19 protein-coding genes are annotated in these 14,344 nt (G+C 45.4%); 12 read left to right on the forward strand and 7 right to left on the reverse strand.

All coding sequences use genetic code 11. The features are described 5' to 3' along the window. The first annotated feature begins 84 nt into the window (after nucleotides 1-84). The gene (locus BP688_RS07430; protein WP_290596258.1) at nucleotides 85-1,182 is read left to right on the forward strand and encodes a threonine synthase; all 1,098 of its coding nucleotides are present in this window, start codon (nucleotides 85-87) and stop codon (nucleotides 1,180-1,182) included. Here BP688_RS07430 and BP688_RS07435 read toward each other — a convergent pair. From BP688_RS07435 to BP688_RS07445, 3 genes are read right to left on the reverse strand one after another with little or no spacing between them, the layout of a single operon-like run. After that, entirely contained in the window at nucleotides 1,166-1,819 is a 654-nt protein-coding gene (locus tag BP688_RS07435; protein WP_290596257.1) for a M48 family metalloprotease, read from the reverse strand. The genes BP688_RS07430 and BP688_RS07435 overlap by 17 nt on opposite strands. After that, a complete protein-coding gene (locus tag BP688_RS07440) occupies nucleotides 1,806-2,165 on the reverse strand; it encodes a BlaI/MecI/CopY family transcriptional regulator (RefSeq protein ID WP_290596256.1) in 360 nt (119 codons plus the stop codon). The genes BP688_RS07435 and BP688_RS07440 overlap by 14 nt, the downstream gene beginning before the upstream one ends. Before the next feature lie 50 nt (nucleotides 2,166-2,215). Next, complete coding sequence (locus BP688_RS07445) at nucleotides 2,216-2,698, reverse strand: helix-turn-helix transcriptional regulator (RefSeq protein ID WP_290596255.1); 483 nt, start codon at nucleotides 2,696-2,698, stop codon at nucleotides 2,216-2,218. Between the two features lie 85 nt (nucleotides 2,699-2,783). Between BP688_RS07445 and BP688_RS07450 the strand changes: the two genes are divergently transcribed. From BP688_RS07450 to BP688_RS07480, 7 genes are read left to right on the forward strand one after another with little or no spacing between them, the layout of a single operon-like run. Further along, entirely contained in the window at nucleotides 2,784-3,155 is a 372-nt protein-coding gene (locus BP688_RS07450) for a thioredoxin family protein (protein WP_290596254.1), read from the forward strand. After that, the gene (locus BP688_RS07455) at nucleotides 3,142-5,082 is read left to right on the forward strand and encodes a heme lyase CcmF/NrfE family subunit (protein WP_290596253.1); all 1,941 of its coding nucleotides are present in this window, start codon (nucleotides 3,142-3,144) and stop codon (nucleotides 5,080-5,082) included. The genes BP688_RS07450 and BP688_RS07455 overlap by 14 nt, the downstream gene beginning before the upstream one ends. Continuing rightward, the gene (locus BP688_RS07460) at nucleotides 5,079-5,477 is read left to right on the forward strand and encodes a cytochrome c-type biogenesis protein (protein ID WP_290596252.1); all 399 of its coding nucleotides are present in this window, start codon (nucleotides 5,079-5,081) and stop codon (nucleotides 5,475-5,477) included. The genes BP688_RS07455 and BP688_RS07460 overlap by 4 nt, the downstream gene beginning before the upstream one ends. Beyond that, nucleotides 5,474-6,205 (forward strand): class I SAM-dependent methyltransferase, encoded by a 732-nt coding sequence (locus BP688_RS07465; RefSeq protein WP_290596251.1) that lies wholly within the window; start codon nucleotides 5,474-5,476, stop codon nucleotides 6,203-6,205. Before BP688_RS07460 ends, BP688_RS07465 begins: the two co-directional genes overlap by 4 nt. A gap of 11 nt (nucleotides 6,206-6,216) precedes the next feature. Beyond that, the gene (locus BP688_RS07470) at nucleotides 6,217-6,510 is read left to right on the forward strand and encodes a hypothetical protein (protein ID WP_290596250.1); all 294 of its coding nucleotides are present in this window, start codon (nucleotides 6,217-6,219) and stop codon (nucleotides 6,508-6,510) included. A gap of 20 nt (nucleotides 6,511-6,530) precedes the next feature. Further along, nucleotides 6,531-8,393, forward strand: a complete 1,863-nt coding sequence (locus BP688_RS07475) for a 4Fe-4S binding protein (RefSeq protein ID WP_290596249.1) — start codon at nucleotides 6,531-6,533, stop codon at nucleotides 8,391-8,393. 4 nt (nucleotides 8,394-8,397) lie between these two features. After that, nucleotides 8,398-8,775, forward strand: a complete 378-nt coding sequence (locus BP688_RS07480) for a cytochrome c oxidase subunit II (protein WP_290596248.1) — start codon at nucleotides 8,398-8,400, stop codon at nucleotides 8,773-8,775. Nucleotides 8,776-8,838: 63 nt separating this feature from the next. On the opposite strand, the gene BP688_RS07485 is transcribed toward BP688_RS07480, so the two are convergent. The 4 genes from BP688_RS07485 to BP688_RS07500 form a co-directional block, all read right to left on the reverse strand. Then, the gene (locus BP688_RS07485; protein ID WP_290596247.1) at nucleotides 8,839-9,990 is read right to left on the reverse strand and encodes an MFS transporter; all 1,152 of its coding nucleotides are present in this window, start codon (nucleotides 9,988-9,990) and stop codon (nucleotides 8,839-8,841) included. Between the two features lies 1 nt (nucleotide 9,991). Further along, nucleotides 9,992-10,294 (reverse strand): PadR family transcriptional regulator, encoded by a 303-nt coding sequence (locus tag BP688_RS07490; RefSeq protein WP_394335551.1) that lies wholly within the window; start codon nucleotides 10,292-10,294, stop codon nucleotides 9,992-9,994. A gap of 423 nt (nucleotides 10,295-10,717) precedes the next feature. After that, on the reverse strand, nucleotides 10,718-11,254 hold the full coding sequence (locus BP688_RS07495; protein ID WP_290596245.1) for a c-type cytochrome: 537 nt from the start codon (nucleotides 11,252-11,254) through the stop codon (nucleotides 10,718-10,720). A gap of 52 nt (nucleotides 11,255-11,306) precedes the next feature. Further along, nucleotides 11,307-11,693 carry a hypothetical protein gene (locus BP688_RS07500; RefSeq protein ID WP_290596244.1) on the reverse strand — a complete coding sequence of 129 codons (387 nt, stop codon included), beginning with the start codon at nucleotides 11,691-11,693 and terminating at the stop codon, nucleotides 11,307-11,309. A 108-nt stretch (nucleotides 11,694-11,801) separates the two neighbouring features. Here BP688_RS07500 and thrC point away from each other — a divergent pair, with 108 nt between their 5' ends. The 4 genes from thrC to BP688_RS07520 are packed head-to-tail and all read left to right on the forward strand — an operon-like array spanning nucleotide 11,802 to nucleotide 14,340. Then, on the forward strand, nucleotides 11,802-13,028 hold the full coding sequence (gene thrC / locus BP688_RS07505; RefSeq protein WP_290623644.1) for a threonine synthase: 1,227 nt from the start codon (nucleotides 11,802-11,804) through the stop codon (nucleotides 13,026-13,028). Beyond that, nucleotides 13,025-13,288, forward strand: a complete 264-nt coding sequence (locus tag BP688_RS07510) for a MoaD/ThiS family protein (RefSeq protein ID WP_290596242.1) — start codon at nucleotides 13,025-13,027, stop codon at nucleotides 13,286-13,288. The genes thrC and BP688_RS07510 overlap by 4 nt, the downstream gene beginning before the upstream one ends. A 16-nt stretch (nucleotides 13,289-13,304) precedes the next feature. Beyond that, on the forward strand, nucleotides 13,305-14,114 hold the full coding sequence (locus BP688_RS07515) for a HesA/MoeB/ThiF family protein (RefSeq protein WP_290596241.1): 810 nt from the start codon (nucleotides 13,305-13,307) through the stop codon (nucleotides 14,112-14,114). Then, the gene (locus tag BP688_RS07520; RefSeq protein WP_290596240.1) at nucleotides 14,083-14,340 is read left to right on the forward strand and encodes a sulfurtransferase TusA family protein; all 258 of its coding nucleotides are present in this window, start codon (nucleotides 14,083-14,085) and stop codon (nucleotides 14,338-14,340) included. Before BP688_RS07515 ends, BP688_RS07520 begins: the two co-directional genes overlap by 32 nt. The last annotated feature ends 4 nt before the right edge of the window (nucleotides 14,341-14,344 follow it).

The following is a 14,344-nucleotide window of genomic DNA, read 5'->3' on the forward strand; positions in this document are numbered from 1 at the left end:
TCTCAAAAAATTATTTGGATATCCACAGAAATAAAACTATAAAGAGTTTGATCGAAAGCGATGGAGAAACAGGAGGGAATGTAAATGGTATTCGAGTTGAAGTGCAGTAAATGCAGAAGAAAATTTGATTTGAAAGTAAATAAATGGAGATGCGACTGCGGTTCACCGTTGAATCTTGAAATTTCCGAGTATCCTAAGGTCGAGAATTTTTCCGAGCTTATAAAAGATGGCCAAAACATTTGGAGGTACTCCGCACTGCTTCCCTTTAAAGAGGGCGTGACACTTGGAGAGGGGTTGACACCTGTTTTAAACAAGAAAATCGCTGAAAAAGAAGTCTTCTTCAAACTCGAATATTTTTCACCAACAGGCTCATTTAAAGACAGAGGAGCCGCTTTGGGGGTCACAAGGGCAAAAGAAATAGGAGTTAGAACAATAGTAGAGGACTCATCCGGCAATGCTGGACTTTCTTATTCAGCTTATGCCGCATCCGCAAATATCAAGGCAAGGATTTATGTCCCCTTCGACGCCCCCATAGGAAAAAGAGCATTAATGAGAGCCTGCAATGCAGAGGTTGTTGAGTGTAAAACAAGGGAAGAGGCTTCTCTTCGAGCAATATCTGAACTCAAAAATGATGAGATTTATGTTGGGCACACATGGGACCCATTCTTTCTTGAAGGTATGAAAACAGAGGCTTTTGAAATATTCGAGGAGAAAATTCAGGTGGATTCAGTAATAGTGCCCACATCCAGCGGAAGTCATCTGCTTGGGATTTATAGAGGATTTGAAGACTTAGTAAAAATGGGATTTCTCGATGAATATCCAGAGTTCTATGCGGTACAAGCTGGTGGAATAACACCCATCTACGACAGAATTTATGGAGAATGGAGGGGTGAGAAAGGAGACCTTGCAGATGGTTTGAGAATACTCCAACCACCGAGACTCGATCAAATTTTGGATACAATCAAAAGAACTAATGGCGATGTGGTTGTGGTGGACAATGAGGAGATAATCTCTGGCATGAAGGAACTGTATCAAATGGGATTAATCGTTGAACCCACATCTGCAACCGCATATGCCGCTCTTAAAAAAATAAGAGATGTTAAAAATCCTCTTGTTCCACTAACAGGAACTGGAATCAAGACTGTTGATAAAATAGAGAAAATAATCAACATACCGCTCTAACCTTCATTCTTGCCGCTAACAGAGTTTCCTTACCAACAATCTTCGCTGCAAACTCATCCGCCATACCCTCAAAATTTATTGATGGCAGGAAGGTCATAACCCTCAAATTTTTTATCAGCGGAAAGCGGTTCTGCATGACGTGAAAAGCTTCGTGTGCGATAACAGCTTTGAGTTCATCATCCGAAAGCATTTCAACCATTCCTGCCGAGACGAACACATCTTTTCCGAGTGTGAATGCCTTTGGTTCGGATGTGCTGAGGAGATAGAGCTTCGAATTCTGCGAACCGGAGACACTTCTCAGGAAGTCCTCAAGCTCCTCACACCTTTCGGGGCCATACTTTCTAAAAAGATACTCTGCATAGATGCGTGGGATTGAGAGAAAAACGGCAGATGCAATTATAATATACCCGAGGTATAAACCGATTACAAAAGACCTTTCGCAACTCATTCCAAGATAAACTATTGGAACTGCCGAAAGGAGAGTGATGTTAGAGACCCAGTAGTATTTTAACCTCTCCACCCCATCGCTTCTGAGGCAGAGTACGAGGGCTACTGCCATTATAGCCATCATGCTCGAAAGTGAGATTTGATACTCCGGTGAGGCGAGGCATGAGAGAAGACACTCACCGCCTACCATTTTCACTCCTCCTCTGGAAATAGTCCACAACAAGATCGCCGAACTTCTCCATCAGGGCGTCGAGTATTTTCTCCAATGCCTTTCTTTCCGCCTCAGTCTTCGAAACAGTGGGATAGTAAACAAATCTCATCCTGTCACCCTTTCTCTCCTTCTTTTTTTCCAGATATCCACTTTCAGAAAGTCTGTCAACAGTAACGGCTACGCTGGAGAGAGGTGCCTTTATCTCATTAGAAATTTCTGAAACACCCGAGCCAGGGTTTTCCCACAAGTACTCCATTATTCTCTTTTCAAGGGGCGAAAACAGCGAAATATCCTCGCCGATCTCCACTCTTCTTCTCTTAACCACTGCATTTTTAAAATTCCAAATTTAAAAAATTTTCCCATTCAGCCTTTGACTTAGCCCTTGACCCACTCACTCAGGTAAATCTTGTAGGTCTTGCCGAACCTCTCCCTGATTATCAAGTCTCTTTCCTCAAGCTTTTTAACAATCATAGATATTTTCGAGTTGGAGAACTCTGTTCTCGCTCTCAACGAGTCCTGAGTTATTCCCTCGTTCTCCGCAATTAGTCTCAGAACCATGGCTTCGTCCTCGTTCAATAGCCTCATAGCCGTCTCCAAACGCTCTGAAGACCTCTCATCTGGGCTTTCGGACACTTCTGGTTCAGGTAAGACTTCCGAGTCCTGTGACCTGGAAAGGGATGAGTAGATGGCTATGGCAATTAAGGCTAAACCACCTACTCCGAAAATAACGGGCAGAATTCCCATGTAGAACGGACCCATCATCATGTAGTGATGTGACATGGGTGAAAAGGTAAGGTAGAGGAATAGCAGAACAACACCACCAACCAGCATCACCACTTCCGAATTTCTCAGCTCCATTAAAATGTGGTTCAGTAAGGTGTTCTTTTAGCTTTCGATTGAAAAGGCAAAGTTTAAATACTATTTTACATCTGATGTAAAACAGGTGATAACAGTGTTAAAAAGGAGGTATTTGATAATAGCCGGAGCTGCCCTGATACTGTTGAGTTATTACCTCCTAAGCGGGTTAGGGGGCCAAAATCAGGAAATTTCAGGGCTGCAAAAGGGAATATACTACTTCTACTCACCAAACTGTCACTACTGTCAGCAGATAGAGGGATTTATAGAACAAATGTCACAGAAGTATTCAATAAACTACTGTCAGGTGGAGAAGCTCAGTGGTGAGTGTGAGAAACTTGCGAACTACATCGGGCTGAGGGGCGTTCCGACTGTGGCAATTGTAGATGGAAAGGTTACTGTTCTTACAGGTGTAAACGAAGTGCTGAAGCTGGAGGATGTTCTGAATGATAGTAGCTAACCCCGGAAGCTTCTTACTGGCAACATCACTGCTGTTCTCACTCTATGCTTTCATAAACCTCTACACCAGTGTAACGAAAAGAGAAATAGAAGCTATCGGTAGGGTTAAGGTTTACATTCTTCTGTCTTTCGTCTCTTTAACACTCTCGCTGTTGACCTTAACTTATTACTTCCTGACGGACAATTTCTCCGTTGAATACGTTTTCAGCCACTCAACAGCAGATATGCCTTTAATCTACAAAATATCAGCTATATGGGCTGGTTCCGAAGGTTCCCTTCTCCTATGGGTCTGGCTTCTGTCGTTGATGATGCTTGTATTTATCCAGATTGAGCAAGAGGATTTGCTCACGGCATGCTCTCTTTCAATTCTCACAGCAGTCCAGAGCTTTTTTCTTACAGTCAATTTAGTTCTCCTGAATCCCTTTGAGACAGTTGAGAACACACCACCACATGGACTCGGCCTCAATCCTCTCCTCGAAACACACGAGATGCTGTTCCATCCACCCGTTCTCTTTGCAGGGTATGCAGCCTCAACTTTCCTGTTCGCTCTCTCTATTGCAGGACTATACCTGCTGGATGAGAGGTGGATTCTAAGACTCAGAAAGTGGGCTTTGACTACGTGGATGTTTCTCACTGCAGGCATTGCACTCGGAGCCTTCTGGGCATATCGCGTCCTCGGTTGGGGCGGTTTCTGGGGCTGGGACCCGGTTGAGAATGCTTCTCTTCTGCCGTGGCTTACAGTAACGGCTCTCGTCCACAGTATAATGATCCAAGAAGCAAGAAGAGGAATGAAAATCTGGAACATACTGCTTTCAGTGGCTACCTTCGAATTCGTCCTTCTCGGAACACTCATTACAAGGAGTGGTGTGGTAAGCTCAGTCCACGCATTCGCGCAGAGCGAGATTTCCTTTCCACTGACAGTTTTCATGATCGGAATTCTTGTTCTAACAGCAGACCTGCTGCACAGCAGGAGGAAGGAGATAGAGAGTCTTGACGTGATTGAGAGTCCTCTGTCAAAAGAGGCGAGTTTTCTTTTGAACAACCTGCTTTTCACGGCTTTTGCTCTGAGCGTTTTCTGGGGGACGATATTCCCCTTGCTTAGTGAGGGTTTTCTGGGTTACAAAGCCACCATAGGTGAACAATACTATCTGCAAACAACTTCCCCACTCGCATTCTCTCTGGTAGCTCTGATCGGGCTCTGTGTCGGACTTCAGTGGAGAAGGAGCAGTATAAAAACTCTCAGGACAATTGTGCTTGTGTTTCTGATATCTCTAACTACAGCACTCCCTATCGCATATCTGCTGAACCTGTCATTTCTCACTGCATTTTCGATTTCACTGGCAGTATTTTCCATCACCCTCCAAGTTTTCCAGTATTTCAGGGATATGATTGCCTTTAAAAAAGAGCTTGGTGGTATGAATTTCATAAAAATTATCCTCAAAAAGAGAAGGAGATATGGCGGATATACAGCACATCTTGGAGCAATAATCGTTTTTATCGGTGTTGTGTGTAACTGGACATATGCAGAAGAGCACGTCTTGAATCTCAAAACAGACGAACCCTTCGAATTTTATGGTCATACACTTGTATACAGGGGATACTCATTCGAAAACACGTCGGTTAAAGCCAGTGCAAAGATACAGGTAGATTTTATTGAGGCTGGAAAACAGGTTTTTTCAAAAATCGAATACTATTACCTTCAAGATCAGGTCGTCAGAAGAGTTGGGATACTGCACGAACCGCTTCGTGACATCTACATAACTCCAGAGAAAATTGGGGATGAAAAGGGAGTATTCAGAGTGAAAATAAATCCTTTGACGAATTTCATATGGATCGGCTCGATTACGATGCTTCTCGGTGGAATGCTCTCTCTCACACCAAGAGCTCTCGTAATAAAAATGGTGAGCGATAAGGGTGATGGAGAATGAGGGCTAAAATAATTCTGACCCTGCTTTTGCTGACGCTGAAGGCTTCCGGGCTCACCTTGCAGGACGTGGAGGGAGATATAATATGCACATGTGGATGCGGCAAGCTGCTCAAAAACTGTGACTGTGGCGCGGCTGAGAAGATGAGAGAAGAAATAAGCGCAATGATTGAAGAAGGTAAAAACAGGGAAGAGATAGTATCAGCTCTCCAGCAGGTTTACGGAAAAGAGGTGCTCGCGACCCCACCAAAGGAGGGCTTTTTCCTGAGTCTGTGGATTTATCCCGCAATTGTTTTGATAGCAGGTTCGGTGATTGTTTACATGATTCTCCAAAAGAAGAGTTCTGAGTGGTTTGGTGATCCAGATGAGAACGTCAACATTGAGGAGGAGGTGAAATGAAGAGAGACATGAAAAGATACAACAGAGTAGCAAGATTCTACGACATGGTAGAGAGTCTAATGGAACTTACGAACTTCAGGAGATGGAGAAGGACGCTCTTCAACTTTATCGAGAAAGAGGGAGAGAACTTGCTTGTCCTCGAAATTGGGGCTGGGACAGGCAAAAATCTACCCTTCTACCCGGATTTCAGTTTTGTTGCAGTGGACATAAGCGAGAAGATGCTCAAGAGGGCGGTAGAGAAAAATAAGAGATATGGAAAGAGGGTTGATTTCGTTATTGGTGATGCTGAAAAACTGCCATTCAGAGATGAGGCTTTTGATGTTGTTTTCTCAACCTTTGTCTTTTGCTCCGTGGATAATCCAGTCAATGGTCTGAAGGAGGCTTACAGGGTTCTCAAGAAAGGGGGCAAAGCCTACTTTCTGGAGCACATGCTCCCAGAGAACAGAGTCATTCAGCCATTCTTCCACCTTCTCAACCCCTTAACCAGACTTTTCGGTCCGGAAATCAACAGAAGGACGGACGAAAATATCAAAAAAGCAGGATTTAGGATTTTAAAGCAATATTTTCTTCTGGGAAGCGTTTTCAGACTCATAGTTGCAGATAAGGCGTTTGATTCAGGAGATAAAACGTTCCATCAGCTTATGAAACATTCTGAACCATCTGATGGTTCTGAATCTCGACGTTTTGACCTGCAACATCTATTGCCCTTGAGGTTAACAGTGTTTTGAGGTGATGCAAGATGGATTGGAAGAAGATAGGTTTGGTTGCAGCACTCGCAGTTGCTGCGGGGCTGTATGTTGCAGCTGCGATGCCGTGGGGAATGATGGGATATGGAGGATATGGCTACGGGATGCCAATGATGGGTGGATACGGAATGCCGATGATGGGCTATGGCGGATATGGAGGATATGATACGAACTACGGATACGACTACAACACCACGCCACAGCAACCACCACAGCAACCGCAGGGCTATTACGTGCCATACGGCTACTACGGTGGTCACGGCTGCCCGATGATGGGATATTGGTAAAGTTCGGGTGATCGGCAAGCATGCGCAAGATTTTACTTATTTTTTTATTATTTTTTATCTTAGGGGTTGCAGTAACTGCAGAATCACAGACCTTTCAGAGTTCAAAAGTCGTCTACATCGAAGCTTTTCAGTTCGGATACAGAGTTGTGGCAATACAGGAAGGAGACAAAATATACAGAACCGACACCTTAAGGCTTAATGCGGGAGATACTGTTACCTTCCACGTCGTAACGAAAGATGTAACCCACGGATTCAGCATTGATGGTATAACGGACAGCATAGCAGAAAAGTTGCTCGTCATACCCGGCAGAACCCTCGTAGTTGGGCCTATTACCTTTAACGAGCCGGGGAAGTACAGGATTAGGTGCTCCGTTAACTGCGGCTCCCTGCACCCCTTCATGAGTATGGATATTGTAGTTGAGCCCAACATTCCCTATTACGCCCTCTCGGGATTCGTTGTAATGATTGGAGTGGCTGCACTCTTTTACAATGGCAAGGGTGGTGATGTTAGAGAGTTACACATTAAGAGCAGACTGCTGAAGTCGAGGACACTGATTTTCATCCTCACAACCCTGAATCTGTCGGTATTCCTGCTGATAATCCTCACTGGCCTTTTTGGCAGCGTTGTTGGCAGCGAGAACTTTTCAATAGCAGTCACGTGGATTCTCTGGTTTGCCCTTGTTGAGTTTGCGATACTCTTCGCCGCGAGAGCTTGGTGTTCCATCTGCCCGATTCCGATAATAGGCGAATGGATATACAGGAGGAGAATTTTGGGTGTCAGGACTGTAAAGCCGAAGCCGGGCAACTTTCCTGTCAAATACCGAAACATGTGGATTCCCGCCATCGGCTTCCTCGTGCTTTCGCTCTTCATACCTTGGATAGTGACAAAGCCTCTTGTTACAGCCCTTCTGTTCCTTTCACTCCTCGTTGCTGCTACGGCATTTTACATAACCAATCCACCGCGCTACTTCTGCAAACACATCTGCCCTGCGAGCGGATACATCGGCTACCACTCCAACGCATCCCTGCTTGCCTTAAGGAGTGTTGACAGGGAGAGATGCAGGAGTTGCAAGAAGTTCTGTCTGAAGGGCAGCGATGAAGGTTATCCTTGCCCTTGGAAGTTATATCCAGGTGGAAACGATGAAAATACCTACTGCGGCCTCTGCTTCGAGTGTCTGAGAACTTGTAAATACGACAACATTGTTTTAAAGCTGAGAATGCCGTTTGAAGAGCTCGCGAGGAAGGCTGTTAGAGTAGCAAAATCTGGAAAATTTGATGAAACAGCGATGGGCTACATAAGGTTTGGCTTAGCGATATTCTACGAGCTATTTTTCTTCGGCAGTCTCTACTGGCTAAAGGACTTCGGAAACCTCGGAAATCCATACGGGGTTAACATCGAAAACGCCCATCTACTTGCTCCATCAATAATCGGAGTTCTGAAGTGGTCTATTTGGGCTGCAATCGTTTTGTCGGCAATAGTGGCAATTGCTGCACTATACTACTCTTTCAGCTATATAGCAGCAAAACTCACCAAACTGAATCCGCAAAAAGTTTTCGTAGCGCTCAGCTACTCTCTCGTCCCCTACGGTCTTTTTGTATGGGCTGGATTCGCTGTCGGGTTGCTATCCTACTTTTACATCTATCCCTTCAGCGCCTTCTTTGATCCGTTTGGACTGGAGAAGAATGCATTTCCCACATCGCTGACAGCTAAGCAGATCATACTCCTTCAAACACCATTCATCGCTCTTGCCCTCACATCAGCCATTATCGCAGCAAAAAGGATTGCTGAGAAGATAACCACGAAATCAACGACAGTGGCAGTTATTTACAGCATACCGCACTTCCTTACAGCTTTAATACTTATTAGAATTATTGCGGGGTGATGGTGTGGATAGGAGAGAGTTAGTCGCTCTGCTTTTCGTCGCAATCGCCGTAGCGATTCCTGTGTATTTGACCATCAACACCAAGCTTTCTGAAAGGCAGAATCCTGAAATTGTCATCGAAGCTTACGTTACTGAATCGGGAGGGTTCAAACCGAACTACATAGTCGTGCCCAAGGGCAGCAAGGTCAGAATTGTGTTCAAAGCTGCCGACGTGACGCACGGCATCTTCATCCCTTCTCTCGGAGTGAATAAACTGATTCCCGCGGGTAGCGAGGTGGTTGTGGAGTTTGTTGCTGAGAAGGAGGGAGTCTATCCTTTCATGTGCTCAGTGTATTGCAGCCCCTATCACAGGTTTATGAGAGGAACGATTGTGGTTGTCTGATTATTTTTTGGGCATCTCAAAAAGTTTCATCATCCCATTGAAATTTACAGCTCCCAGACGCCATTATCGAGCCTCCCATGCTGCTCTTTCCAGTCCAACCTTTAAAAGTAAAAGTGCAGCAAGTTCTGCTAAAATAACATAAGCAATCAGATACCTCACTGAAATGTCGTAAAACAGCCCAACGGCAACACTTCCCGCAAAAAAGGCTACTCCATATGCTGTGTTGAATATACCGTAAGCTGTGCTTCTAAGCTCTGCACCAACCAAATCAGCCACTGCCGCACGCATAATCGTTTCCTGCATCCCCATTGCAATGCCCCAAGCAACGATTCCTATCAAAGCCAGAGTCCATGAATGGGAGAAAGAGAGGAGGATTAGCGGAGTGATAACAGGCACAAGGGTGAGAGACTTTAATCCGACTTTGTCGTAGGCTTTGCCTGTAGCCAAAGCTGCAAGCGCATCTACGCCCATTGCGATTGCGTAGATTATCGGAATGAAAGCATCGGAAATTATGGACTGAGTTTTGAGATGGTACGAGATTATCTGGAAGTTTGCAAATCCAGCCATGCTTAAGAAGATAAATAGTGTGTAAAGCCAGAAAGTCCTTGGAAGTTTCCTGTCTCTAAGTTTAAACTCGGCTTCGAGCGTATGAGGGGAAGGATACTCAACTCTTGCGAAGGAAAGTGTTAAAAGTGCTAAAATGGCTGGAATCAGGAGGATCGCGAAACCCTCGCGATAGCCTCCATTCAGGTAGAATACAGCGAAGAATATCAGGGGACCGATAATCGCACCAATCTGGTCGAGGGCTTCGTGTATTCCAAACCCCCATCCTCTGCCAACCTGTTTCGTTGCGAAGGAAAGTATGGCATCTCTCGCAGGGGATCGGATGGCTTTTCCTGTCCTTTCCAGTACTATCAGCAGCGCTGCAATCTCCCACTGATTTGCCAAAGCAAGAAGAGGAATGGCGAGAATCAGACCGTAGCCGATGAAGGTCATGGCCCAGTAACGCTTCGTTCTGTCTGCAACGTATCCTGAAACAAGCCTCAGCGCAAATCCGGAGAGCTCACCAACTCCAACAACAAAACCGAGTAGAGCGGCACTTACACCAAAAGTTGCTAAGTAGGGGCCTACAACGCTCCTTGCCCCCTCATATGTCATGTCGCCGAAGAGACTAACAAGTCCCATCAGGATAATGAATCTGACAGCCTTTTGCATTTCAACCCTCCATCAACTCGCTGAAAAGTTCCCTTACTCTCCTTTTCGCCTGCTCAAGCGCCTCCAAACCCTTTTCTGTAATTCGATATACCCTCCTTACCTTCCCTTCGACAACCACACTCCTCGACTTCAGCAGTCCATCCCTCTCCATTTCGTGGAGTATTGGGTAAAGAGTTCCAGGACTTAAGGTATATCCATGCCTCTCAAGCTCTTTCATCATCCAAACTCCGTATATCTCCTCTTTCGATGCATGATACAGGATGTGTATCCTCACAAACCCGAGAAACAGCTTTCTCTCAAGCATTGATATCATATTTCGTTATCGGTTTTCGATATTTAAATCTTCTCAAATATTGCAGCCATGCTCCAAAAGACGGAAAGGTAAAATTCAATTCTGAAACGTCTGACGAATTTTAAAGGGTGTCTGAATCACCTTGTGGTTCCGAATTTCGACGTTTGCGGCATGGGAATAGTTAAGAGTGGAGCGGTATTGACCATCCAGTTGAGAAAGGTATAGGTATGGGTGACAGTGGAGTCTTCCACCATACTCTCCTGTTATCGCAAAGAAAGCCAAAGCAAACACATATCTAATGAAACCTTGATAACCTTTCCTCTATCACCAGCACTTTTCTCATGTTGTATCTGTTATTTCCAGTCAATCACACATGAGTCGTAATTGGATGAAGGTTTCTGAGTGTAACGAACCTCACAAGTAACGGAACCGCCATTAACCAAGCTCCTTGAGATAGGTTATAACGTCATTCAGGTCCTCATTGCTCATCTGCCATCTCGGCATGCACCAGTCCAATGTTTCACCCTCATGGACTCCCTTTGTTATTGCCAGCTTGATTTCCTCATCATCCATACCATCTTCTGCGAGAGCAGAGTATCTGATATCCGGAGCCTTTTCATCGCACATCATTGGCACAAAGCCGCCTCTACCATCTCTACCGTGGCAGTTGACGCAACTGCCTCCATGCATGACAAGCCATTGAGGGCCGCCTGTGAACGGAATCCTCTCTCCCTCTTCATTTATCCCGGTGAAGTAAATCTTTTCACCGTTGGATTCGAATGTTGCTGGACCCTGACAGCAACCGGGAGGGTAGTAGCGTCCGTCCTGATATCCCATCCCACCACCCATCATCGGCGTGCCATAGCCAAAACCCATCATTGGCATATAGCCGTAGGGTGTGAAAGAGTAAAGAACTAAAACAACCCCTACCCCTGCGATAATTCCTATTACAAGGTAAGCAACTTTGTCCATGATTATCAATTGTGAAAATACTATATAAAACTATTCCTAATCAAAGTTAAATTTAAATGAAAACAATATTATCTGCACCAATAACCTCTGTCAACCCACCAATTTTGTCAACCCACTTGGGTAAGTCCTCTTTTTTTAAATTGAACAGTTCCATGCTTCCTGAGCAGGCTATTATCCGAAGAGTTCCGAAAGACTTGCCGAGGTTTACGATCTGATCAAGTTCTCTCAGTATCCCTCTTTTTATTCCTCTCTCTATTATCTCTCTCTCCTCGTCCCCATCAAAGACCTTCTCTCGCATACATATGTTTCTGAGAGCCCAGTAGGTAAGAAAAACCTGCACCTCCTCCTTCATCGAAGCAAGGATACTTGCTATGCTGAAAGCATGGTAAATTCGATCCCACTCTCCACTATGTATGATTATTCCAACTATACGATCCATGTTAAACACTGTTAACAAAGTTTTTAAAAGCTTATCGCAAGTTCTATTACAAATATGCATTTAACACTGACCAAAAATTATTAATACTCATATTGACTTAACACAGTTATGTATTTGAAGGGTTTGAAATGCAGAATTTGTGGAGAGGAGTATGCTGCCGAACCCATATACTACTGCAGCTACTGCTTTGGCCCCCTTGAAGCCGTTTACGATTACGAGAGGATAAAGGAGACGGTGACGAGAGAGGAGATAGAGAAGAGAGTGCAGAGCATATGGAGATACAGAGAGTTTCTGCCTGTAAATACGAAGCCAGTTGATCTCGGAGCTGGTTTCACCAGATTCATTCATGCCGAGAACCTCGGAAGAGAACTGGGGCTCAGGAACCTCTACCTGCTCGATGACTCCACTAACCCTACCTACTCCTTCAAAGATAGGGTTGTCAGCGTTGCAGTGACGAAAGCCAAGGAATTTGGATTCAAAGCAGTTGGATGTGCCTCTACAGGGAACCTCGCCGGCAGTCTTGCCGCCCATGCAGCAAAAGCAAGAATACCGGCCTACATCTTCGTTCCGGCTGGAATAGAGAAGAACAAAATAGTTCAGGCTTTAGTTCACGGGGCAAACGTGATAGAGGTTGAAGGTAGCTATGATGACGCCAACAGGCTTGCAACTGAGATTGCAGAAAGAAAGAGGGACTGGGGTTTCGTAAACATAAACCTCCGCCCCTACTATGTAGAGGGCAGCAAGACCCTCGCCTACGAAACCGCTGAGAGACTCGGCTGGACAACACCCGATCAGGTTATTGTTCCCGTCGCATCTGGGGCGCTGCTTTACTCTATATATCGCGGTTTCAGGGATTTCGAGCAGGTCGGGTTTGTTGGGGAGAGTGATGTCGTGTTCAACGCAGCCCAGCCTGCTAACTTTCCGGTAGCGAGGGCTATAAGGGAGGGAAAGGAAGTTGAGCCAGTTGAAAGGATTGAAACGATCGTGCACAGCTTAGCTATTGGCAATCCATCAGACGGGATATTCGCTAAGAAGGTTGTAGAGAAGAGCGGGGGCTATGCCGAAGACCCGACAGATGATGAGGTTATAGAGGCTGTTAGGCTCCTCGCAAGAACTGAGGGCATCTTTACCGAACTCGCTGGTGGTGTTACCATAGCATCCTTGAAGAGGCTCGTGGAAGAGGGAAGGATAGATGCGGATGATTTGGTGGTTGCCTACTTGACAGGAAACGGTCTCAAAACAGCTGATGCGATTGCTGGTAAATTACAAACTGTCAAAATCAAGCCGAGAATCGAGGAATTTGAGAAACTGACGAATGTGGAGGTGTTAGCATGAAGGTAAGGCTTCCAGCGTCAATTTACAGAGATGCAGAAATAGAAATTGATGCTGATGAGATAACTGTAGAGGAACTTGTGAAAATTCTTTCTGAGAAGATAGGAAGAGACCTAAGGAAGCTGATAATAAGAAATGGAGACTTAAGCCCCTTTGTCAATGTATTTATAAACGGCAAGAATGTGAGGCATGAGAAGGGGTTAAAAACCATAGTGAAGAAGGGGGATGAAGTCTCGCTCGTTCCAGCAGTGGCTGGGGGTTGATGCGAGGATGATGTAAATGGTAAAGCTGGATAGGAGTCAGATACGAAGGTATGCAAGGCAGCTGCTCATCCCCGAAATTGGGGGCAGAGGGCAGGAAAAGCTGCTGGAAGCAAGTGTTCTTGTTGTAGGTGCAGGAGGGCTCGGAAGTCCGGTGATACAGTATCTTGCCGCTGCTGGAGTAGGCATGATTGGAATTGCTGACGGAGATGAGGTGGATGAAACAAACCTGCAGAGACAGACAATCCACGCGGGTAATCTCGGAATGAATAAGGCTGAATCCGCAGCACAGTTTGTTGAAAAGCTTAATCCAGATGTGAAGGTTGAAGCTTATCCCTTCAGCGTTACCGTTGAGAATGCGAGGGATTTGGTGAGGAGATATGACATTGTGGTGGACTGCACCGACACTTTCCCAGCAAGATTTCTGCTGAACGATGCCTGCCTGCTCGAATCAACACCTCTCGTTCATTCCGCAGTTCTCAGGTTTGAGGGGCAGATAATGACGATTATCCCCCACGAGACAGCATGCTACAGATGCTTTCTGCCCGAAGCTCCTCCGCCGGGCAGCGTGCCTACATGCAGGGAGGCGGGAGTTATTGGGGTTACAACTGGCTTTTTTGGGGTTCTGCAGGCGAATGAAGTGATAAAGCTGATAATCAGCAAGGGAGAGTTGTTCACTAACAAACTGCTTTACGTTGATCTGCTTCACAACGACTTCAATCTGATAGAGATTAGTAAACATCCTTCGTGCCCGGCTTGCGGGGAGAGGAGAATAAAGGAGCTGAGGAGTGAATACTATGTCGAGACGTGCAGAATCGAGACAGATTGAAGCAAATGAGGTGCTGGACATAAGGGGAGAGGTATGCCCTTTCACCTTCATCGAGACTAAGCTGAAGCTGGAAGAGATGAAAAGCGGTGAGGTTCTGGAGGTTATAACAGATCACGAACCGGCTGCGAGAGATGTGCCAAAAAGTGTGGAGCAGGAAGGACATGAAGTCATAGAGGTTCTGAAGACCGGAGAAAGGGAGTGGAGGATTACTATAAGGAAAAAATAGAAGA

The sequence above is a fragment of the Archaeoglobus sp. UBA230 genome (genome assembly GCA_002507545.1).
In the GTDB taxonomy this organism is placed as follows: Archaea; Halobacteriota; Archaeoglobi; order Archaeoglobales; family Archaeoglobaceae; genus Archaeoglobus.